This is a genomic window from Pseudoalteromonas sp. Cn5-37 (genome assembly GCF_021532495.1).
Lineage (GTDB): Bacteria > Pseudomonadota > Gammaproteobacteria > Enterobacterales > Alteromonadaceae > Pseudoalteromonas > Pseudoalteromonas simplex.
Map to the genome: position 1 here is coordinate 1 of NZ_JAKGBA010000025.1, position 22870 is coordinate 22870.

Genomic DNA, 22870 nt, shown 5'->3' on the forward strand with positions numbered 1-22870 from the left:
TCGATCAACTGCTTGTAACTCATGGTATCTACTCTTGTTTTTTGGCGATTACAGAGTACCACCAACAGGCAGTTGATCTCTTCTCACCGTTTAACCATGAGTGGTGCACTTATTATCTGAATTCGGGACTTATTGGATAATAGTTAGTTTTAAAGGGCTTGATTGGTTTAGTCCCTTAGTCACAAATATCTATCATTTAGTTATCGGTGGCTTATAACAAGGCAATTATGTGTGGGACGCAAAACACTTGGCTTGCGCTCCTTCGTCGCTAATTTTAGCCAAGCATTTATGCGCCCCATATTGCGGCGTTATATGCCTAAGGGAAATCGAGCACTTGAAATACATAGATGTAACTTGGAACCATGAATCGAGCGTATATCCTATAAGGCTTGTTTCGGAGGTCGGTGCTGATAATTTCGAAATCAGAAAACTTGAGTTTTTCTCAGACGGCACTGTGGGCATTGCTACAAGTAATCAAAGTTCGAAAACAACATTACTTGGAACTGATGTAGTCCCTAGTATCGAAGAAATAAACTCAGATCCTTTATTTTTCGCAAAGGTTATTACTCAGCAAGAGTTTGACAAACTTTGGGAAATACATGTTGTAAACGGCATATAACAAAGCAAATTAAAAAGTGCGGACAAAAAACAGTTGGCTTTGTTCGTTCCTCACAAATTGTAGCCAACTATTTTTAGCCGTTTATTTGCGGCGTTATATTTCTATTGAGTCACTGGCATGAGTATAAATCAAGAATTGCTACCACTAGCGATTAAAAACTTCAGGAGCATATTGAATTCAGGCTTTAGCTCCGTATTGGCTTCATATGAATCATATGCAAAAGAAGCTGATTCAAGAGATAGAGACTTTGCCGTTTGCTTTGATGATTATTTCCATGATTGGGCGCAATCAAATTGGGAATTAATTGTTGAAAGAACTGTTTGCTCCAATGAATCTAGCTTAGTGATATACGGTTGTGGTAGCGACTATGAAGCTGCGGCACATAGCCGAGTTTTCTTTCACTCAATTGCTCCTACCCATGAAATTACTTGCAATAAAGGCCAGTTGGTGACTGATTTGTTCACTAGTGAGGGTATTGACCTTTTAAAGTATGATTTTGAAGGTTTTGTATCTTTTAGAGATGGAATTTATGATTTAAGCCCGCCTTTTGACCATATACTTTTCACTGAAAAAGAGTTTGAGGGTTGCGAAAGGCACGTAGTTATTTCTCTAAACGGAGTGATTTGGAGTGCAGTAGAAATATAACAAGTTAATTAAACAATAGACGTAAAACAGCAGGCTTGCGCTCATTCTTCGCTTAGTTTAGCCTGCTATTTTTCGCCGTTTATTAAGGCGTTAGGTATACTAATGAGTCTGATGCCAATGGCTGATGCCGTTTCCGATGAAAAGTATAAAAAAGAAGCAATGAGAATTATTGCTGAAAGGCAGTTGGTTGGGGCAGCCAACAATACCAAATGGAATGAGCTTATTTCTGAGGTTCGCGATTTTTCAGAAAAACCTTGTTACCGAACAAAGGTAGTTAACGGTTACATTTCTGGTTGGGATAGCGAATGGTACTATCACTTGCCATTCACACTGCTGAGTGTTGAGTGGATTGATATTGATTTGTCTGAAAAGGTTCTAAACCTTATTCAACGCATCGGCTTTGAATTTGAAGCGACAGACTCATTTATAAGAGTTTGGGGTTACTTTCCAAAGTGTTACAAAGAATTTGGTGCAAAGTATACCTAACAAACGCATCAATGAATGGACGTCTTTAGCTTGGCTGTCGCTCATTCTTCGCTATTTTAGCCAAGCTTAATCCGCCCATTATGCGGGCGTTAGGCAACTCGATGAAATGTAGCGTCTGTGGAAATAAATCTAAACGGAAAATCGAATTTAAAATTAGTCTGTTAGATTGTTTTGGATTGTTTGTACTTTGCATTCCTCTCGCCTCAATTTTGTTTGCGATAGTCTACGGAGTAACATCTCTGTTTGTCGGTGCCGTTGGATCAATTTTGGCAGGTGTAAACACAAACCCTGTACTTTTAAGGTCTTTAGTACCTGTAGTTATTTTGTATTTAATACTTGCACGCTTTTTAGTGAAGTACATGCCAAAATTGCTCAACATTCTTGGGTATTTCATCAACTATAAGTTGGTTATCTCGGCAGATTGTGACAAATGTAATCAAAGGTGTGTAATGCATAGTTACCCAACTGAGCCTCATGCGTAACACATTGCCTAACAAGCAATTAAACAGGGATAAAAAACTTGCGGGCTATTCGCTTCGCTCAATTTTAGCCTACAATTTTTTACCCGTTAATCGAGCGTTATGTATTTCTTAGGTTTTGAGTATGAAAACAATTAGGTGGACAATAATCACCATAATCTTCGCTTTAAGTGCATATTTTGAAGTCGTGTGGATTTATTATCCTGTTTCAGTACTTTTCTTCATTTTTGCGTTAATGGGGACTATTGCTTTATTTACAGTAAATAGTACTGACTTTGCCCAAGGAGCAATAGACCGAAATTTAGGTTGGGCTTTGTATATTAATAGCTTTATTAATACTGGAGTTCTAATTTATCTAGGGTGGAATATTGTTGCATTGCTCTATGCAGTGATGATTTGTATGGGCTTATCAAAAAGGTTAACTGGTTTGTATAAGCTAAGGTTAAAAAATACATAACAAGTGCCTAAACCTAGGGACGCAAAACAGCAGGCTTGCGCTCCTTCGTCGCTAATTTTAGCCTGCTATTTTGCGCCAGATAGGCAAGCGTTAGGTTTATGATGAAGCCGATTTTATATTTAAGTTTCTCTTTAATAATTTGCTTTGTAATACTGAAAACAGTCTCATACTGGCCTGAAAGCAAATTGCAGCATGTAGTTTATGTGTTTTTGAATTCAAAAAGTTTTGTAAAAGCTATAAGGGCAACCGAGCAAGAAGGTTATGTTTCAATACAGTGGGTACAAACCTCTGCAGAAACCGAAGTTTCACTAGCTTGGGTTGCTGCAGGTGCCAAATATAAAAAAGTCTCCAACCCAGATTTAAGCAGAATTGTAGTTCCATATAAAGAAAATGGCTTTAATTCACTTTGGCTTCAAAAAGAGGGTGAGGCTTGGATATTAAGAAAAGCTTTTTCCTTTAAAAGTGAGTACGGAATTGGTGAAGGTGCTTACGCTTTAGGTAAGAATATTAACCCCAAAGATGTGTGTTTACCAAAAGTACAATGTTTAGAGCACTTGTTTGATAATTGGTATGTTATAAAAAATTAGTATGCAAAAATAAACCTAACAAATTAATTAAACAGTGGACGTAAAACAGCAGGCTTGCGCTCATTCTTCGCTTAGTTTAGCCTGCTATTTTCCGCCGTTTATTAAGGCGTTATATGCCATGAAACTATTTGCGTTAATTTTGAGTATTCTATCATTTTCAACTTTTGCTGAGGTTAACTTAGTAAAAGTTGATAAGTCAGAAAATAAAATGTATTTACTGGATGATGGTAAAGTAATAAAAGAATATCATGTTGCTTTTGGTGGTGCACCCAAAGGTCACAAGGAACAAGAAGGTGATCAGAAAACTCCCGAAGGTGTTTATACATTAGACTATAAAAAAGAAGATTCTTCTTTTTACCGAGCAATGCACATCAATTATCCCAATGAAGCTGATTTAGATAATGCTAAAAGAAAAGGTGTTTCTGCTGGAGGTTTTATCATGGTGCATGGGCAAAGGAATTGGTTGGGTTGGTTGTCTGGAATTACTCAAAATTTCAATTGGACAAATGGTTGTATTGCTTTAACAAATTCAGAAATGGATGAATTCATGGATTTGGTTAAAGTAGGCACAAAAATCCAAATAGAGTGGTAATTGGCATATAACAAGGCAATTATGATGGGACGCATAAAGCTTGGCTTGCGTCACTTCGTTCCTAATTTTAGCCAAGCTTTTGCGCCCCATATTGCGGCGTTATATTTTCAGGGATATCTAGTTTTGCGTCATATTCTATTCGCTATTACGATATTTTTTTTAACTGGTTGTGCAGCTGCATTAGTTCCATACACCAGCGATCCAAATCAAAAGTTGTCCGATGCTTATTGGCTCTTTGACACCAAACAAAGAGCGTTACCTGCACAAAAGCTCATTTTGGAATCAATTGAAATATTTAAAGAAGAAGGTAATCAATCAGGACTCGCAAAAGCGTACGTCACTTATGCTATTTTTCTGAGATCATACGCTGTCGATAGGTATGCTGAACATTACAAAGAGACTGGTTTTAATAGTGGGGAAATAGCTTTCAATGATCGATATAATGCTTCTATAGAGTATTTAGAGAAATCTGTTTCCATATACCAGGAGAAAAAGGAGTTTGATAATTTAACAAACGCCTTTTTACATATGGGATTTACATACCTTACAGATAACAATGTTGCTAAAGGTTGTGAGATGTTCTTGAAAAGTTTAGAAATGAACAAAGTTTTCATAACAAAGAATCCTGACGCCAAGTTGAATTTAGGCGGATATAACTCGTATCAAGAATACATTGATAACAAAATGCAGCAGGCAAAATGTCCCGCGTAATGAAAATATAACAAGCCAAGTCAACGGGACAATTTTAAGCTGGCTCCCGTCGCTTCGCTCCTAATTTTAGCCAGCTTAAAAGTTGTCCCTGCTTGGGGCGTTAGGTTACTAATGAGTACAGATATAGAACCGATGTATATTGATTGCGGTAAGCATGGAAAGCGAGTGGCTGCCGTACTATGTGGTCATCTTGTCAAACCTGAGGGAGAGCCTCTCTGTTTCATTGAAAATTCAAGCGTTCCAAATGATCTTCAAGCTTGGTGTTATCAATGTGAGGCTGTTTTTGAGGAAGAGGACGGCATGACAGAAAGATTCAGAGAGTTTAATCAAATGTCAGTCGTATGTGTTTACTGTTACGAACAAGCAGCACAGTATCACAATGTAGATTGAGGTTCGTAACCTAACAAGCTGTTTAAAATGGACGCCTTACTGCTTGGCTGGCGCTCATTCTTCGCTAATTTTAGCCAAGCGTAATCCGCCCATTAACAGGGCGTTATGTGCCCAAGAATATAGGAGCCTAATTTTGGACTTAAGCCCAAGATTCAAGAGTGAAAAATTTCAATGCCCACATTGCCAAGTGGCTTCTCAACAAGCCTGGTTTGACTTAGGTAGCTCTAGTAGTGCAGCAAACAATATTCTAAATCACGTTTTCTATGAATATAGAACTCAGATTCAGGATTATAAGCAGGAAGCAATTGCCAATTTTATCAGGGAAGTAGAGAGCGCGAATAAAAGGCATATGTCCGAATTTGTGCCTAAAGGCTTTTCTGTAGCGACTTGTTCGTCATGCGGAGATATATCTCTTTGGGTAAACCAAGAAATTGTTTACCCAAAACAAACCGCAGTGGCTCCACCAAACGAAGATATGGAGCAAGAAATTCAAGATCTATATCTTGAGGCATCAACAATTGTTGTAGATTCTCCCAAAGGTGCTACGGCCTTGCTTCGCTTGGCTCTTCAGCTACTTCTAAAGCAGCTAGGTAAATCTGGAAAAAACATTAACAATGACATTAAGGAATTAGTTGCTGACGGTTTAAGCCCCAAAATTCAGAAAGCACTAGACCTTCTTCGTGTCGTTGGAAATAACGCAGTTCATCCAGGTCAAATTGATCTCGAAGATGGTCGTGATATAGCTCTTAAACTCTTTCATGTGCTTAATTTCATCGCCGACGAAATGATATCAAAACCTAAAGAGCTTGATCTTCTTTACTCAGATGTTGTTCCTGAAGAAACACAGCAGCATATAAATGAGCGAGATGGTAAATGATCACTGGTATATAGGCTGCACATAACAAGCGCATGTCGTCGGACTATTTTTCCGCTGCGCTCCAAAATAGCCGCAAATGCGGGCGTTACTGATTAAATACTCTAACGTGTTTTTGTCCAATAGTGAGTTAAACCTTGCGCTTTAACTCACTGAGAATAAAAGTATAAGACTAACAACATGTCTTACACTATTTAAGCAGGCTTTAATTTTTAAGTTCTGTATAGCACTTTAATTACATGCCAACCAAAGCGCGTTTTCACTAAATGTGGCTCTAAGATTTCACCGCTGAATGCTACTTTGTCAAACTGTGAAACCATTTGCCCACGTCTGAATTCACCCAAATCGCCGCCTTTTTTACCCGACGGACAGGTTGAATGTTTTTTAGCTAACGTCTGAAACTTCGCACCTTTTTTAAGTTGCTTGATGATGTCTTCAGCTTGTTCTTTGTGCTTAACAAGGATGTGCAGTGCGTGCGCTGTATTTGCCATGGAAAATCTCGAAAATTAAAACGCGCATATTTTATCACGGCAATCACCACTGAGCCACTGCGGCTATTTATGTTTACTTGTTGCCTGCAAAAAACCTGTCACCAAACAAAATTGCGCTAAATAATAACTACACATTATTGCGATATCTGCATGTGCTATTTCTAAATAAAAACGATTAAGGCCAAGAATAGAGTCTGATATAACAAACACGGCCCCACCTAACACTAAAAAACCGTTCGATTGATCCGTCATCCAAGTAAGGCTTGCCATTATAGTAAGCACCAGCATATAGAAAAGCACAGGAATGAGCATGTCATTTAAGTTTGGATAGAATAAGCAAAAAACGATGATGGCCAAAAATAGATAAAGAAGTACAACGTCTAGTCGCCAGTTTTTAATTGGCAACATGGTAATGATATAAAAAGCGTGGCTGACAAAAAATGCCGCTAAACCGCCTATAAACAGTTGCCCCGTATCAAGGGCTAGCAACACATCACCTAGTGCTGAAAAACTAAGAGCGAATAATAAAGTAATAAAAGTGCGATTTTGTAACTGATTGCGCCCTTTTAACACCATCACAATCAACAGGCCGATTGGTAATGTTTTAAATAGCGCCATAATAGGCTGTGGCAATGCTAGTTGTAAGAGCAGTAAAGCAATGTAAACCGAACTTAGGATTAGAAAGAGAATGTTCATATTCTTATTATTGTGATTTGTTCCCAATAACGAGAATAGCAAGCTTTGCTTTAAATGTTTATAAAAAATGCTGCTTTTGTTCTTCGGTCAGTAACTTACACTGTGTTTGCTTGCCAAAAAACCGATACCGATTACGACCAAGCCAATCATAGATACGATCGCGAAAACCTTTTGGCAGTAGCTTGAACACGTTAGCTAAAGAGAATGGAAAACCTAATTGAGTTGCGATAAATAACACAGCGTCACTTTGTTTATATAGCTGGTTTTTATCAATCACTAACATTGAGGAAAGTGGATCTTTAACTTTGTGAGCCATTAATAAACGCTCACCTTTATCGCTTTGCATGGGGCATAACTTAAAGGTGATTTGCTTATCAAAGTGAACAATAAACCGCACACAAAAATGGCACAGATTGCACTGACCATCAAACAAGATGACTGGGCAGTGAGTTTGCAAGATTAACCGCTTACCTGCACAACTTGTTTACCGGTAAAGCCACCAGCAAGTTGTTTATTTAAAGCAGCTGAAACAGCCTCGGCGGTAAAATCAACGGCATGAATTTGTGGCAGTTTGATCTCGCCACGGGCTGCATTATCGAGTAATAAGTTACCCATAAAGCTCAGCTTTTGCTGCGCACATAAGCTATTTGCAAGCCACGCTCCGCCTAAGGATACAATGCCAATATTTGGTGCGCGCCTAAACATAAGTTCTTGTTCAAATTTAGGTAATTCATTTAAACAGGCAATACGGCCACAAAAGCGCATTAGCTCAACGTTACGAATGGTGGTATCGCCACCAATACAATCAAGCACCGCGTCAAAGCCTTGCGGGCCTAATTCACGGCGAATTTTATCTTCAAGTTTAGGGTCTTTGTAATCAAACACCACATCAGCACCTAATTGCTTAAGTAACTTATGATTGTGTTTACTGGCAGTGGTAAATACAGTTGCACCACGTTGCTTAGCAAATTGAATAGCAAATTGACCAACGCCGCCTGCCCCTGCGTCAATAAACAGTGAATCCCCTTCGCTTAGTTGCAACTTATCAAGGGCAATTAATGCCGTCATACCTGAACAAGGTAAGGTTGCAGCATCTGCCGGTGAAACGTTATCTGGCACAACCGATACCGCATAGTTTGGCACCGTTGTGTATTCAGATAACACACCTTGGTCGCCAAGGCTGGCGTGCCATACAACGCGCGCGCCCACACCTGGGAATACACCTTTATTTGCCTGAACAACCACGCCAACAGCATCATGACCTAATACATGGGGGTAATGCCATTTACAAAAACCTTGTTTTGCAAAGTTGGCATCACCATGATTTAAGCCTACATATTCAACTTTAACCAAAAGCTCATTGCCTTCAGGGCTCGGTACTGGCACAGAAAGTTCAGATAACGCTATGGCGTCATTCGGCTCAATCAGTGCAAGCGCGCGCATTGTTGACGGAAGTTCTGTAGTTTGTTGAATATGTGACATTGAATACTCTGGGTTAAAGGTTGTTTAGTTCAAAGCTCCAACGACCATTAAATGCTTGATAAGCACTTACTTTGGCCTGTAATGAAGCAATTGTTGAATCAACAGCGTTCTCTTGCGCTATTAAAACATCCTGTCTCGCATCTAACAACTCTAAGTAAGGAATTTGTCCTTCTTGATACATTGCTTGAGCTTGACCAAATGCTTTATTGGCATAATTAAAACGCTGATCAGCATAACTTAACTGTTGCTGCTGTTTGACTAGCCTTTGTAAAGTAAGTTCACTATCGCTAATGGCTTTTAGTACTTTACTTTGATAGTCACTGTAAGCAGCTTCACTTAAAAATTGCTGTGTATCACGCTGAGCTAATAATGCAGGATAGCTGAGTAATGACCATTCAACTTTTGGGGTTACTTGCCATTGTTGCACAGTATCTTCTAAGCCATTGCTGGTTAAACTCACCACACCTGCAAACCCGGCCAAACTAATATCTGGCAGTAATGCTTTTGAGGCGGCAACACTTAGCGAATAAGCCTGACTAAACTGGTATAAAGCACTGGTGATATCTGGTCTCAGTGCCATTGCTTCACTGGCTTTATTAAACGACACACTAAATTCGTGACTGAGTAACTCAGGCTCTTCTATCAAAGTTATGTCACTGGCAAGTCGCCCTGTTAGCACCGCAAGGGTTGCGAGGTCACGATATTGCAAGTAGCTAAGCTCAGGAATGAGCGCTTGTTGCTGCTTTAACTGGGCAAGAGTACGGTTAAGATCAAGCTCATTCGCAACCCCCTCTTCTACTCGCGCTTTAAGCACATCAATACTTTGCTCGAGCGCCTCGATTTGCATTTCAATAATCGCTTGCTTTTGTACATTACCTTGATAGCTGACATAGCCTTGCACCACGGCAGAAACCACTTCAACCTGTAATGCTCTTAGCTGCTCCGCTTGGTTTAGTGCACCCGCATTAGCAGCATCGACAAGCGCAGTAATACGACCAAACAAATCAAGCTGCCAATTTACGTTCACACCTGCGTTTGATTGGCGCGTAATTGCGCCATCTAAGCTGCTGCGCTCTGCGCCTACGCTTAGGCTGCCCTGCGGATAATAATCCGCGCGGGCTGCACCTAAACGGGCAATGGCTGCATCAAGTTGAAGTTGACTGGTTTTTAGGTCGTGATTCATTGCTAATGCATCAGTCACTAAATTGTTTAACTGCGCTGAATCTAAACGACGCCACCAGTTATTTTCGCTCGCACCTTCGCTTTGTTCACCAATTTGTGTATCGCTAACAAATTGTGTCAGGCTCACTTGCTGCTCTTGCATATCAACGCTTTGTGCGCAGCCAGCCAGTGCTCCAGCTAACAGCATCGCACTGACTAGTTTGCCGTGTTTAAAGGTTCCATGAAGAGGCTTATGCATCGTGTTGCTCCTTCTGCGATTTTTTAGTGACTAACATATAAAACACCGGGGTGAACAATAAGCCAAACACAGTTACACCAATCATGCCTGAGAACACTGCGTTACCCATGGCATGACGCATCTCTGCACCTGCACCTGTGGCTAAAACAAGAGGTACAACGCCTGCCGTAAAGGCAATTGATGTCATTAAAATTGGGCGAAGTCGTAAGCGACACGCTTTAATAATGGCTTCAAGGTGAGACAACCCCGTTTTATGCTGGTCTCGTGCAAACTCTACCATCAAGATGGCATTTTTACTTGCCAGTGCAACCAGTACGATTAATGCGATTTGCGTGAAAATGTTGTTGTCATCACCAACAAACCACACACCTAATAAGGCGGAGAAAATCGTCATAGGTACAATCAGAATAATAGCCAGTGGTAATCTTAAGCTCTCGTATTGCGCTGCAAGTACCATAAACACAAGCAATACAACAAGTGGGAAAACATACACCATGGTATTACCCGCTAATATTTGCTGATAAGTTACTTCTGTCCACTCAAACTCAATACCATTTGGTAATGTATCGGCAAGGATTGCTTCAATCGCATGTTGCGCTTGATCAGAGCTATAACCTGGTGCTGGGCTACCATTTAATTCAGCTGTAGGGTAACCATTGTAGTGCATTACACGATCTGGGCCTGTTGTTGGTGTGACCGTTAATACAGAGCCTAATGGCACCATTTCACCCATGTGGTTACGTACTTTAAGATTCAAGATTTGCTCAGGATCTTGGCGGTAGTCAGCATCAGCTTGCGCATTAACCTGATATGTACGACCAAACAAGTTAAAGTCATTCACATACACAGAACCTAAGTACACTTGTAAGGCATTAAATACTTCATCAAGTGGGATACCTTGGATCAGCGCTTGCTCACGGTCAATGTCGATATCCATTTGCGGTACTTGAATTCTAAAGCTTGAATAAAGTCCCATTAATGCAGGGTCTTGCTGCGCTTTCGCAATAGTTGCTTGTAAGCTGTTAAAGAGTGCTTCAAAGCCTTTGTTTGCACGGTCTTCAATTTGCAGTTTAAAGCCACCCGTTGTACCTAAACCTTGAATTGGCGGTGGCGGGAATACCGCAACAAATGCTTCATCAATACTGGCAAACTTTTGATTTAACTGAGCCGCAATCGCCATTGCCGACATACTCGGATCTTGACGCTCTTCAAAAGGGGCAAGCGGTGTAAATACAATGCCGCTATTAGGGCTATTTGTGAAACCATTCACCGATAAACCAGGAAACGATACTGTGTTAGCAACACCCGGTACTTGTAATGCAATTTTTTCCATTTCTTGCACGACTTCTTGAGTTCTGTCTAAACTTGCCGCATCAGGCAACTGTGCAACAGCCACTAAATATTGCTTATCTTGCTGTGGGATAAAACCACCTGGTACTGCGTCAAACAATTTTACTGTGCCACCAACAAGTGCAACATAAGCAACTAATACAATCACACTCATACGAATTAGCTTTTGTACCAGCTTTTCGTAGCCATTGGCGCCTTTATCAAATAAGCGGTTAAAAGGTTTAAATAACCAGTTACCAAATACACGGTTTAATAGCTTAGTTAAACGATCTGGTTTTGCATCATGACCTTTTAATAGTAACGCCGATAACGCAGGCGATAGTGTTAACGAGTTAAACGCTGAGATAACCGTCGAAATAGTAATGGTTAAAGCAAATTGCTTGTAAAATTGACCAGATAACCCCGTAATAAATGCCGTAGGAATAAATACCGCACACAATACAAGTGCAATGGCGATAATTGGTCCTGTTACTTCTGTCATTGCAACACGGGTTGCTTCAAGTGGTGATAAACCCTGCTCGATATTACGCTCAACGTTCTCAACCACAACAATGGCATCATCAACAACAATACCAATGGCAAGAACCAAACCGAATAGCGATAAGGTATTAATCGAAACCCCCAACCATTGCATAACCGCAAACGTACCAATCAAAGATACCGGTACTGCAATCAGTGGGATTACTGATGCACGCCAAGTTTGTAAGAACACCACAACAACGATTACAACTAATGCAATTGCTTCTAGTAGCGTTTTAATAACAGCATCAATTGAACCGCGTACGAATACAGTTGGGTCATAAACAATGTCGTATTCAACACCTGCCGGAAAGTCTTTTGATAATACTTTCATGGTTTCACGCACTTGATCAGAAAGCTCAATCGCATTTGAACCTGGGCGCTGGAAAATCGGCATTGCAAGTGCAGGTTGACCATCTAACATCGCTCTTAATGCATAGGTGTTTTGGCCTAATTCAAGGCGTGCTACATCACTTAGGCGTGTAAGCTGACCTTGCTCACCTACTTTGATGATCACATTTTCAAATTCTTCTTGTGAGCTTAAGCGCCCTTTTACATTCATCAGAATTTGAAATTGATTACTTTTCGAGGTAGGTTGCGCACCTAAACTACCCGCAGCAACCTGTTGGTTCTGAGCGCGTAATGCATTTACTACGTCCATTGCTGTTAAATCGCGAGCAGAGAGTGCATCAGGGTTAAGCCAAACACGCATTGAATATTGACCACCACCAAACATTTGCACATCACCCACGCCGCCTAAGCGCGCAATTTGGTCTTTGATATACAAATCAGCATAGTTCGCTAAGTAAGTTGTATCATGCGTTTTTTCAGGCGAGTACAAATGCACCACCATGGTTAAATCAGGTGATGATTTTTCGGCTACAACACCTAAACGCTGAACTTCTTGTGGTAAGCGTGGTAGCGCACTGTTAACACGGTTTTGCACTTGAACTTGTGCACGGTCTAAATCAGTACCTAATGCAAAAGTAACTGTTAAAGTCATGCGGCCATCACTGGTTGCTTGTGAAAACATATACAACATGTTTTCTGTACCATTGATTTCTTGCTCAAGTGGCGTTGCCACTGTTTCGGCAATCACCGTTGGGTTAGCACCCGGGTAATTTGCTGTAACTACAACCGTTGGCGGTACAACCTCAGGGTACTCACTCACTGGCAATTGAAATAGCGAAATTGCCCCTGCAATGAGAAATATAAGCGACAGCATCGCTGCGAAGATGGGTCGCTGGATAAAAAAGTGTGAAAATTTCATTTTGACCTACTGTTTAGCAACCAAATCTGAGTGATTATTTGAAAGAGTAAATGCAATTCCGTCGCTATTGATTGTGACTGTGTTTGGTGAAATTGGCATACCAGGGCCAACACGCGCCGGGCCATTCAAAGCAATCACATCGTTTTCGTTTAGTCCTGATGTAATCGCACGTAAACTGCCGTAACGCTCACCCACCGTTACTAATTTGTATTCAAGAACATTGCCTTCACCTACAGTGAGTACAAAGCGATTCTTTAAATCAGTCCCAATTGCACGCTCAGGCACAATGACTTTTTCACTTACTTTATTGGCAGCAAGCTTAATACGTGCAAATGAGCCCGCACGTAATTGTTGTTCATCGTTTTCGAACACCGCACGAACACGAAGAGTGCCGGTAGTTTCATTAATTTGGTTATCAATGAAGTTGATTTTGCCATTGTAGTTAAAGCTGGTTTGACCCACTTTTTGCATCACAACCGCTTGTTCACTTTGCGCTGTCACATCAGTAAACGATTGATTCCATGTACGCTCATCAATATCAAAATAAGCATACATTTGCTGGTTTGAAACAATGCTTGTTAACACGCTTTGACCAGCAAGCACGTTATTACCTTTGGTAATATTCGCACGCGATACAACGCCATCAATAGGTGAACGCACTTGAGTAAATTCTAAATCAAGCTCTGCGGCCGTAAGTTCAGCCTGTAGCGCTAGCAATTGCGCTTCGCGTTGTCTTAGCGTTGATTTACGAGACTCCGCTTGCTCCGTTGAAATTGCTTTACGCTCAGTTAAGCGCTCTGCACGTTTTGCTTCACTTTTAGCCTGCTCTAATGCGGCCTTGGCGCTCTCTATCTGCGCTTTTAAGCTATCGACTACTGCTGCAAAAGGGCGTGCATCAAGGGTGAAAAGCAAATCACCTTCTTTAACACTGTCACCTTCTTTAAAGTTAATTTTATCGATCACACCTGAAACACGCGGCATAAGTGCAACCTCTTGCGGTGCCTCTAAACGCGTTGTGTAGGTGTGCCAATTTTGTACTGGCTTTACAAGTACTTGCGCTACATCGATAGGTTGTAATTGTTGCTGTTGCGCTGATTGGCTAGCTTCGCTACCACATCCTGCCAACGTTAAGCTCGCAATGGTCACTGCCACTGCAAGAATAGATTTGTTCATAACGACTCTCCTGTATTTAGATAGGAGACAATGTTACGCAACTAATTAGTGGATAAAAATGATAGATTTTTAAATTCATTAATGCCAGAATTGCACCAATAGAATTTAAGGAACTGCTATGGATACCACCAGCCGCTTATTAATGTTGCTTGAAGTAATTGAACGAGGCTCATTTGCCAAAGCCGCCGAATCTAGAAATATAGATCGCTCAGTTATTTCAAAACAAATTAGCCGCCTCGAAGATGAATTAGGTGTTCGTTTACTAAATCGTACTACACGTTCTTTTTCGTTGACTGCCGCTGGTGCTGAAATGGTAAAAAAAGCAGCTGAACTGAGAGATTTGTTATCAGATACCGTAAGACTTGCAGAGAATTACCACCAAGAACCCCGTGGTACGTTAAAAATTACCTCATCAAGTATTATCGGTAAGCGCTATATTCAACCAGTCATTAACGACTTTCAAAAACGCTTTCCGCAAGTTGAGGTGGAACTTCGTTTAGACGACAGGCTGATTGATTTAGTATCAGAAGGCTATGATTTAGCTTTTCGTGTTGGCGAACCAAAAGACTCGTCATTTATTGCCCGTAAAATTGCCCGCAACCGTATGTTGCTGTTGGCTTCACCGGAATTTATTGAAACTTACGGTATGCCAAAACAGGTTGAAGATTTAAAAGAGCTACCTGCCGCTAGCTATTCAAGCCCAAGTAAACGCATCAGCGGAATTCGTTATCGTAATGCAGATGGCGATATTATTGAGCAAAATATTAAAAGCGTCTTTCGTGCGAACGATGCAGAAGTACTTTTAATGAAAGCTATTTCAGGCAATGCGTATGTTTTGGCGCCGGCATTTATTCTTGACGATGAAGTTAAGCGAGGCGATCTCGTACCCATTTTAACCGATATGGAATTACTCGATTACAGCGCGGTGTATGCAGTTTACCCACACAGAGACTTACCAGTAAGAACGCGTTTATTCTTTGATGCTATGCGTGAATACATAGGCAAAGATATTCCTATTTGGGAGGCAAACATCCCTGATTTCGACACCATGTACAAAAGCTAAATTTATAAACGCTAACTCGCTTTATTATGCTCAATTGACTCTTGGCTCAACTCATAAGCTGTTACAACTTTATTTCGTCCTTGCTGCTTTGCTTGGTATAGCGCATCGTCAGCACGTTTAATAAAGTTTTTCAGGGTTTGATTTGGCATGTAGCAAGCAACACCAATACTAATGGTCAGATTAATTACTTGCTCATCAATATTGTGGATAGTGGTTGATAAGTGCTCGCGCAGCATATCTGCGAATTCATAAGCACTTCTTGGGTCACTACTGGGTAAAAAGATAGCAAACTCCTCACCGCCAATACGAAATACATAGCCTTTACTAATGCGTTGCCTAAAGAAACTGGTTACTTCAATCAAAATGCGATCGCCAACATCATGGCCATACTGATCATTAATATTCTTAAAATAATCAAGGTCGAGCATTAAGATAAACAAGCCATTTTTGTTTTTTAATTCAACTTCAAAATAATGGGTCATTGCCAAGCGGTTCCCCGCGCCAGTCAAAGGGTCGAGCAAGGCTAAGTTTTCAAGTCGCTGTCCATATTCAGCACGACTATTTTCAAAGGTGTGAGATACTGCCCAAATACAGATATATGTAAATGAAAAATTGAGTAAAAAATTAACACTATTGAGAGGTTCAAGACTTGATTTACTAAATAAAATCAGTGCTTGTAATAGTGCAACCATCAAAGACAATACTTGCCCATATTGCTTACCAAGTAGTAGATAGAACAATACAGGCAATGAACATGTCCAGATAAAAAGTAAACTCTTAATACTGCTTAAGTAAGTACCTAATGTAATGAGTAAACTTAAAAACAAACACAGAGTAAGTGATTGCCAGAGCTGAGCATTACGTTTTCGGGTATAGAAAAAGATATAAAAACAAAACGAAGCAAAAACGACTTCTAACGCACCTAGAACAACAAAGTCATTTATAAATAGATTAAAAACCGCGAACACGCCCGCTAAAACACCTAGACAAAAGCCCATCCATTTAAGAACGTTATTACGTAAAGCTTGAGTGCCTCTTAGCGCACCAATATCCATTCAGTTTCTCGTTATTATTATAGTGACTAGATTTTAACTCCAAATTAAAAAATTAGGAACAAATTATTAAGCGAACCCTCATTAAACTACGTTTATTAACATAAAATCTTGAAAAACTGATACTTACTAACTTTTATTTTCAAAACATAAGCTGCTAGCTGCCATCGATTTCATATCACGTCCAAACACATCTAGCCCATTAATCATCAATCAAGTCACTTACCTCTTCGATTAACTCATCAAACTCATCGCGAACGTTACGACGCTGTTTATCGGTTAATGTAGGTTTTAGTTCCACTAACAAATTAACGTAGTTATCGAGATTTTTATCATCGGCTGCAATTAACTCGTCGCTCATAAAAGCTAAGCGATTATTAATGATGACTGCCAACTGGCTATCAAAGTCTGTTGGTTTTTGCTTTTGCATAAATAACGTTTTTAATGCATCTAAACGCCTTTGTTTGTACTGCATCCACATTAAAAATGTACTGACTCGAGAATTTGATGAACTCTCTATGAGTGTTTTTTGCTGCGCAGTGAGTTTGCTACCGAACCACTCTTTATAGTTTTCAAGGTTTTCTTCTAAACGTTCTTTTTTATGTTGCTCAGGCGATTTTTCTTCGTGTTCTTTGTACTCATCATTAATGCTTTCTTGCAGTGCAGCAACAAACTCTACGCGCTGCTTATAAGAAAGTGAATTCGCTAAAGCGATAAGTTCAGGCTCAATTTTATTAATCAATGTTTGCCAGTGCTGCTTCGCTTGTACAAAGTGTGCTTTAAGCTCGTTATGGTCAACTTGCTTATCTAACATGGTCTTTAAATTTTCAAGGTCGCGTTTATATAAGGGGAGTTGTGTTTCTCTATGCCAATCTCGGCTGGTTTTGACAATATGCTCAAATTTATCAGCCTGGTCACTGTTAAGGTCAACATAATCATCAATCCAAAACCCTGATAACCAACCTAAATTATTGTAAGTAAAGCTCGGAGAACACCCAGCTGATGTAAACAATAAACTAAATACTATTAGATACTTTGATAGCTTTTTCATTGTAGTTTTTTCAAATCCTATTTCAAAACAAAGTAAACTTACCACTAAGAACAAAAATTCAGCAACCAAATTAAATGAAATTAATTATCATTTGAGTATTGACGAACGGTTAAACCTAAGTAATAATCGTTATCAACAACTTGGTTCGCTAGACTATTCTCACAGCAACATCATACTGTTAAAGGTTTTGATGCTGTTTTACCAAGTTAGTTCAAGATGTAACTCTTGATTGTCATCTGTTTCCTCGACCCAAACATAGACATAAAACGTTACACTTTACTTGCTACATTGCTCATATCGGTGACGGTAGATATGACACGAAAAAGCCCGCTAAGGGCTTTTTTTATTTCTTTAATTTTTCTGGAAAATCTGTATCTTAAGCCTACTTGTTAATTGCAAAGCTTGCCGCTGTCTATAAATTGGGCATTTGCAGCTGTTGGGGCTAAACTAAAAGTGATGTTTTGCTCTGAGGCTGTTTGGCAAGGCATTTTATCAATAGCTCAATGCTTTGTTATTGATACCTAACACACATTTGGAGGCAGACTATGATCAAGCCTAATTTTAAATCACTATTGCTCGCTAGCACGTTAATCTTGTCACCTTTAGCAAATGCCAGTCTTGAAGATGCCCAATTAGCGGCGAATGAAGGCCGTTTTGAAGAAGCGCTTCATGAATTTAATTACCTTGCAGACAGAGGTTATGCTCCTGCAATGTATGAGCTTGCTAAAATGTACGAAGGTGGCTTTGGTGTGCAACGAGACTATCGTAAAGCAGCAGAGTTGTACGAAAAAGCAGTAAAAAAAGTGCATGCTGATTCAATGTTCGCATTGGGTGTACTTTATCAAGAAGGTAAAGGTGTCAAACTTGATAAAGAAAAAGCCATTTCATTGTATGAAATGGCGTCACAAAAAAACCATCCAGCGGCACAGTTTAATTTAGGGGTTATGTATGCCAATGGCGAAGGGGTAATTCAAGATTACCGTACCGCGCTTAGTTGGTACCAAAAGGCGGCTGCAAATAACTTTACTCTTGCGCAATTCAACATGGCTTTAATGTATTACGAAGGGTTAGGAGTTCCTAAGAATCTCGAAAAATCATACATTTGGAATACCATTGCTGAATACAACGGCAACATGGATGCAAGTCATAGCCGTAAGCTTGATGAGCGAAGTATGATGCCTGCAGAAATTGAAGCTGCTAAAGAAAAAGCAGATGCCATTTATGCAAAAATACAGGCTGGTTTATACGCACCTGACGGGCGTCTATAAATAAACTTCGTACTTGCGCTTAAGGGCGCAAGTACAGCCATTTTAATAGTTTGATCAGCAACTTATTTTGTTTTAGCAATAAACTAGTGCGAGGGTTAAACTTACCGGATACCAAGGTATTTCGTGCATGGCTAAAGGTTTTAAAACCTTCAATGCCATGATAGTGCCCCATCCCTGACTCACCAATACCACCAAACGGTAGCTGATCTGCTGTTACCTGCATCAATACATCATTAATTGCTAATGTACCGCTTCTGATTGATGTGCTTAATTTACTGATTTTCTCTTTATCGTGCCCCAAAATATACAAAGCAAGAGGTAATGAGTCACAATTGATCGTATCAATCACCTGCTGCAATGACTCATAACCGATAATGGGCAGTAAGGGGCCAAAGATCTCGTCTTGCATGACGCGCATATCATCATTCACTTGCGTTAAAATGTGCAAGCCCATACGGTGTTTTAGTTCATCAACTTGATGACCTTCTATCGGCTCAAATACTTGCGCGCCTTTGTCTTTTGCGTCAACTAAATAAGCAGCTAATCGCTGGTATTGACTCTCGGAGATAATTGAAGTCAGATTTTTACCTTCAACACCTTGTTTAAAATGTTTTCGGTAAATATCACAAAGCTGCATTACCAACTGATGCTCAAGCCGCTTTGGAACAAATACGTAATCAGGAGCAACACAAATTTGCCCTGCATTGTTCAATTTACCAAATAAAATTGTTTTCGCTGCTTCTTTGATATTTGCATCATCAAGAACAATTACTGGCGATTTACCACCTAGCTCTAACGTCACTGGGGTAAGGTTTTTACTAGCACTTTGCATTACTTTACGGCCGACAGCGGTTGAACCAGTAAACAGCATATGAGCAAAAGGAAGTTGGCAAAATTTTGCAGCAAGTTCTGCTTCGCCTTCAATCACGATACAATGCTCTTTCAATTCATCAGCCAAAATCGTTTTTATAACTGCGTTAGTGTGAGGTGTATATTCGCTTAACTTTAGCATTACGCGATTGCCTGCGGCTAATGCGGTTATGGCAGGAACTAACGCAAGTTGAATTGGATAATTCCATGGGGCAATGATGCCTACAACCCCTTTCGGCTGATAACTGATATGTGCAGACGAAGGCCATAAACTAAGTCCAACACCACGAGATTCATTTTTTGCCCACTTTGGCAAACGCTTAATCACATCACTGATTGTTTTGACTGTTGGGAAAATATCGCCTAGTACAGTATCAAAGGCTGTACGGTATCCAAAATCTTTACTTGAAGCATTCACTAAAGCCTGCTCGTTCTCAATAAGCGCAACTTTGACGCGTTTTAGAAGCTTTATTCTAATATCTATTGGTAAGTAAGGTTCAGCTAAAAATGCATCGTTCAGCTGATAATATTGTTCTTGTAATTGTGAATCTAGTTCGACCAAAACGAGTACTCATCAAAAAGGTTTAAACAACTATAACGATGAATAAAATCGAGAGCAAATAAAAACAGCGCCCATAAAGAGCGCTGTGAGTGGTTGGTAAGAGTTGAAACTATTGTTCTGTATTCATTAATTTTTACATTTAAAAAGCAAATACACTCGCTGCTACAGTCATTGTTACTAAGGTGATCATGGCAATAGCTATTAAGTTAAGTGCGAACCCAGAACGGATCATATCGCGCATTTGAATTTGCCCTGATCCAAACACAATCGCGTTTGGTGGTGTCGCGACTGGCATCATAAACGCACAGCTACATGCAATTGCAGCAGGAATGACCCACACAAGCGGTGTACCAAATACTGACTCAGCAACTGGGCCTAATAGTGGTAAGAAACCTGCAGCAGTGGCTGTGTTACTGGTTATTTCTGTTAAGAATGTAATAAGAGCCGTTACCGCTAAAACACTTAAAACTAACGGAATAGCGCTTGCGCCCTCGATCATATGGGCAATATATTCAGCAAGGCCAGACGACTTGATTTGTGCAGCTAGTGTTAAACCGCCACCGAATAGTAGCAATACGCCCCATGGCACTTTAGCTGCACTTTCCCAATCAAGGATTCGCTCACCATCGCCTTTATTTGCTGGTAACACAAATAACATCAATGCTGCAGCAATCGCTATGCCGGTATCAGAAATTTTAAGGCCAGAGAAACCAGCAATCATAGGTCTAAAAATCCAGCATACTGCAGCTAAAGCAAATACAACAGCTACGCCTTTTTCAGCGCGCTGCATAGCTCCTAACTCTTGTAACTGTGACAAGAATAAAGATTTAGTGTCTTTGCTTGCACTTTTTGCACATTGTGTATCTACTTTATAGGCAAACTTAGTTAACCACACCCAGCATAAAATAAGCATAACTGTCGCAAGTGGTACACCTACTTTCATCCACTCAGCAAAGCCAATATCAATCTTGTAGCTATCTGATAGGTATGCAGCCATTAATGCGTTTGGTGGCGTACCGATTAAGGTTGCGATACCACCGATGCTAGCACCATAGGCAATTGATAATAACAATGCTTTACCAAATTGGTCATTATCTGGGTTAGACTGTTTAACCAACATAGTAATCGACATTGCAATCGGTAACATCATCACAGCAGTCGCTGTATTTGACATCCACATTGATAGAAATGCCGTTACTAACATCATGGCTAAAATTTGTAGGCTTGGCTTAGTACCAGCACGAAGCATGGTATTAAGTGCAATACGCTTGTGTAAACCCCAACGCTCCATCGCGATTGAGATCAAAAAGCCGCCTAAGAATAAAAAGATCAAAGGGTGTGCATAAGGTGACGCGACCCCTTTGATTGCTGCAATGCCAGCAAGAGGTGATATAACCAGTGGCAATAAAGACGTAGCAGGAATTGGCACAACTTCGCTTACCCACCAAGAAGCCATCCAAAATGCAAGGCCTGCAGTACGTAATGCAGATACACTCATACCCGCTGGTGGATCAATTAAGCAAGTTAATAACATCACTAATGGGCCTAGCAGTAACATCACTGTGCTCATTAATGGGCGTGGCTGTGAGCCATCTTTTGTTTGATTTACTAATGACATACCGACTCCTTAGAACTTGTATTTAAGGCCAAGTGCAACGCTGTTATCTGATTCAAGTTCTAAATCTAAATCAGTATAGAATAAGTAAGCAGTGGTTTGTTTATCGAACACATAGTCAACACCTGCTGTCCATTGTTTACCTTCTTCAGCATGGCGAATCTTTGAGTCGTCTTTAACGTATTGCAGTTTAGGTACCCATTTATCGATTGCATAGCTTGCACTAATTGCATAGCCATTGCCTTCTTTCGTACCATCGGTAGATTCACTGCGCTGGAATAAACCCGCTAACTGTAGGTTTTCATGTTTCCATGCGGCAACCACACGACTTGCTGTTAACTTGTTCAGCGCATCAACATGGCTGATAGCAACATAGTAGTCTTTAGATTTTAATGCACGGTCACCATAAATAACCGTTGCCGCAAAACCATCTTCATCGTTGCTACTGTCATCTTTTGGTGCATACGTTAGCGCAAGTGATGCGCCACCGTACGTTTTTGAGCTGTAAGTAATGGTATCGCCGATACGATCTTGACCCGGGATCAGCTGTGCAATATCTGCTTGGGTTTCGTTAAAACCGTCTACTTTACCTTCTGAGTATTTAAAACGCGTGTCGTTACGACCGACAACCACTTCACCAAAATCGCCTGCAAGGCCTAAGTAAGTATTACGAGCTGAAAATGGCTCACTGGTATCATCATGTTCAAAGCCTTTTACTTGTACTTCGTATTTGAATACTGCTTTAAGTGACTCTGTTAATTTGTGACTACCTTTAATACCAATGCGCGAAAAAGGTGCTTCGATTTGCGTACCTTCATCAACATAGCGCATAGCGCCTGTATCTGTGTTTGCTATTTGAACTTCTGCTTTACCGTATACCGCGTAGTCTGCTGCCATTGCTGAGCCAGCTGTGCTCGCTAAAATCACAGCCGCTGCTACGCGTGTTTTTGTATGAGTGAATATTGTTGTCATTATGCGCCCCTTATTAGGTTCAAATTGTTGTTCCTAACTAATAAGGCAAGTTGGTTGCCAACTTAGTTAATTTTAAAAAAGCTGTTAAATAACAGTCAATTAACTTTTTTGGCGTAAAAGAGGCTGGCTTTTATGGGTGGATTTCCACACATTTATAAAAATATGCTGTCACTTGT

Annotated in this window: 23 protein-coding genes; 11 read left to right on the forward strand and 12 right to left on the reverse strand. The window is 40.3% G+C overall.

What is annotated here, in order from left to right; all coding sequences use genetic code 11:
- The first annotated feature begins 334 nt into the window (after positions 1 to 334).
- The 9 genes from L1266_RS18185 (at position 335) to L1266_RS18225 (ending at position 5843) form a co-directional block, all read left to right on the forward strand.
- Positions 335 to 619, forward strand: a complete 285-nt coding sequence (locus tag L1266_RS18185) for a DUF6881 domain-containing protein (RefSeq protein ID WP_054552152.1) — start codon at positions 335 to 337, stop codon at positions 617 to 619.
- 117 nt (positions 620 to 736) lie between these two features.
- Positions 737 to 1264: a hypothetical protein gene (locus L1266_RS18190; protein ID WP_152967117.1), complete on the forward strand. Its 528-nt coding sequence runs from the start codon at positions 737 to 739 to the stop codon at positions 1262 to 1264.
- Between the two features lie 102 nt (positions 1265 to 1366).
- The gene (locus L1266_RS18195; protein WP_235378066.1) at positions 1367 to 1750 is read left to right on the forward strand and encodes a DUF6678 family protein; all 384 of its coding nucleotides are present in this window, start codon (positions 1367 to 1369) and stop codon (positions 1748 to 1750) included.
- Between the two features lie 603 nt (positions 1751 to 2353).
- Positions 2354 to 2686 (forward strand): hypothetical protein, encoded by a 333-nt coding sequence (locus tag L1266_RS18200; protein ID WP_235378067.1) that lies wholly within the window; start codon positions 2354 to 2356, stop codon positions 2684 to 2686.
- Between the two features lie 98 nt (positions 2687 to 2784).
- Positions 2785 to 3273 (forward strand): hypothetical protein, encoded by a 489-nt coding sequence (locus L1266_RS18205; protein WP_235378068.1) that lies wholly within the window; start codon positions 2785 to 2787, stop codon positions 3271 to 3273.
- Positions 3274 to 3391: 118 nt separating this feature from the next.
- Positions 3392 to 3865, forward strand: coding sequence for a L,D-transpeptidase family protein (locus tag L1266_RS18210; RefSeq protein WP_235378069.1), 474 nt, complete (start codon positions 3392 to 3394; stop codon positions 3863 to 3865).
- Positions 3866 to 4576 carry a hypothetical protein gene (locus L1266_RS18215; RefSeq protein WP_235378070.1) on the forward strand — a complete coding sequence of 237 codons (711 nt, stop codon included), beginning with the start codon at positions 3866 to 3868 and terminating at the stop codon, positions 4574 to 4576.
- Positions 4577 to 4687: 111 nt separating this feature from the next.
- Positions 4688 to 4966: a hypothetical protein gene (locus tag L1266_RS18220; RefSeq protein WP_235378071.1), complete on the forward strand. Its 279-nt coding sequence runs from the start codon at positions 4688 to 4690 to the stop codon at positions 4964 to 4966.
- Between the two features lie 133 nt (positions 4967 to 5099).
- Positions 5100 to 5843, forward strand: a complete 744-nt coding sequence (locus L1266_RS18225) for a DUF4145 domain-containing protein (RefSeq protein WP_235378072.1) — start codon at positions 5100 to 5102, stop codon at positions 5841 to 5843.
- A gap of 209 nt (positions 5844 to 6052) precedes the next feature.
- On the opposite strand, the gene ppiC is transcribed toward L1266_RS18225, so the two are convergent.
- The 7 genes from ppiC to L1266_RS18260 all read right to left on the reverse strand — a co-directional run bounded on the left by ppiC (position 6053) and on the right by L1266_RS18260 (position 14241).
- Complete coding sequence (ppiC, locus tag L1266_RS18230) at positions 6053 to 6331, reverse strand: peptidylprolyl isomerase PpiC (protein ID WP_235378073.1); 279 nt, start codon at positions 6329 to 6331, stop codon at positions 6053 to 6055.
- Between the two features lie 63 nt (positions 6332 to 6394).
- A complete protein-coding gene (locus tag L1266_RS18235) occupies positions 6395 to 6949 on the reverse strand; it encodes a lysoplasmalogenase (RefSeq protein WP_235378074.1) in 555 nt (184 codons plus the stop codon).
- Between the two features lie 136 nt (positions 6950 to 7085).
- Positions 7086 to 7484 (reverse strand): thiol-disulfide oxidoreductase DCC family protein, encoded by a 399-nt coding sequence (locus L1266_RS18240; protein WP_328260711.1) that lies wholly within the window; start codon positions 7482 to 7484, stop codon positions 7086 to 7088.
- A gap of 2 nt (positions 7485 to 7486) precedes the next feature.
- The gene (locus L1266_RS18245; protein ID WP_138599835.1) at positions 7487 to 8509 is read right to left on the reverse strand and encodes a zinc-binding dehydrogenase; all 1023 of its coding nucleotides are present in this window, start codon (positions 8507 to 8509) and stop codon (positions 7487 to 7489) included.
- A gap of 13 nt (positions 8510 to 8522) precedes the next feature.
- Positions 8523 to 9929 carry a TolC family protein gene (locus tag L1266_RS18250; RefSeq protein WP_235378076.1) on the reverse strand — a complete coding sequence of 469 codons (1407 nt, stop codon included), beginning with the start codon at positions 9927 to 9929 and terminating at the stop codon, positions 8523 to 8525.
- Positions 9922 to 13068, reverse strand: a complete 3147-nt coding sequence (locus L1266_RS18255) for an efflux RND transporter permease subunit (protein ID WP_235378077.1) — start codon at positions 13066 to 13068, stop codon at positions 9922 to 9924. The genes L1266_RS18250 and L1266_RS18255 overlap by 8 nt, the downstream gene beginning before the upstream one ends.
- Before the next feature lie 6 nt (positions 13069 to 13074).
- Entirely contained in the window at positions 13075 to 14241 is a 1167-nt protein-coding gene (locus L1266_RS18260) for an efflux RND transporter periplasmic adaptor subunit (RefSeq protein WP_235378078.1), read from the reverse strand.
- A gap of 118 nt (positions 14242 to 14359) precedes the next feature.
- On the opposite strand from L1266_RS18260, the gene L1266_RS18265 reads away from it, so the two are divergent.
- The gene (locus L1266_RS18265; RefSeq protein WP_054552136.1) at positions 14360 to 15304 is read left to right on the forward strand and encodes a LysR family transcriptional regulator; all 945 of its coding nucleotides are present in this window, start codon (positions 14360 to 14362) and stop codon (positions 15302 to 15304) included.
- An 11-nt stretch (positions 15305 to 15315) separates the two neighbouring features.
- Here the strand turns inward: L1266_RS18265 and L1266_RS18270 are convergent, their stop codons facing one another.
- Positions 15316 to 16359 carry a GGDEF domain-containing protein gene (locus L1266_RS18270; RefSeq protein ID WP_054552135.1) on the reverse strand — a complete coding sequence of 348 codons (1044 nt, stop codon included), beginning with the start codon at positions 16357 to 16359 and terminating at the stop codon, positions 15316 to 15318.
- A 199-nt stretch (positions 16360 to 16558) separates the two neighbouring features.
- The gene (locus tag L1266_RS18275) at positions 16559 to 17407 is read right to left on the reverse strand and encodes a DUF6279 family lipoprotein (RefSeq protein ID WP_235378079.1); all 849 of its coding nucleotides are present in this window, start codon (positions 17405 to 17407) and stop codon (positions 16559 to 16561) included.
- A gap of 545 nt (positions 17408 to 17952) precedes the next feature.
- On the opposite strand from L1266_RS18275, the gene L1266_RS18280 reads away from it, so the two are divergent.
- Positions 17953 to 18675: a tetratricopeptide repeat protein gene (locus tag L1266_RS18280; protein ID WP_054552133.1), complete on the forward strand. Its 723-nt coding sequence runs from the start codon at positions 17953 to 17955 to the stop codon at positions 18673 to 18675.
- A 19-nt stretch (positions 18676 to 18694) separates the two neighbouring features.
- Here L1266_RS18280 and L1266_RS18285 read toward each other — a convergent pair whose 3' ends face one another.
- From L1266_RS18285 to L1266_RS18295, 3 genes are all read right to left on the reverse strand, one after another.
- Complete coding sequence (locus L1266_RS18285) at positions 18695 to 20107, reverse strand: coniferyl aldehyde dehydrogenase (protein WP_235378080.1); 1413 nt, start codon at positions 20105 to 20107, stop codon at positions 18695 to 18697.
- A 139-nt stretch (positions 20108 to 20246) separates the two neighbouring features.
- Positions 20247 to 21677 carry an SLC13 family permease gene (locus L1266_RS18290; RefSeq protein ID WP_235378093.1) on the reverse strand — a complete coding sequence of 477 codons (1431 nt, stop codon included), beginning with the start codon at positions 21675 to 21677 and terminating at the stop codon, positions 20247 to 20249.
- Between the two features lie 57 nt (positions 21678 to 21734).
- Complete coding sequence (locus L1266_RS18295) at positions 21735 to 22694, reverse strand: porin (RefSeq protein WP_235378081.1); 960 nt, start codon at positions 22692 to 22694, stop codon at positions 21735 to 21737.
- Positions 22695 to 22870 lie beyond the last annotated feature (176 nt).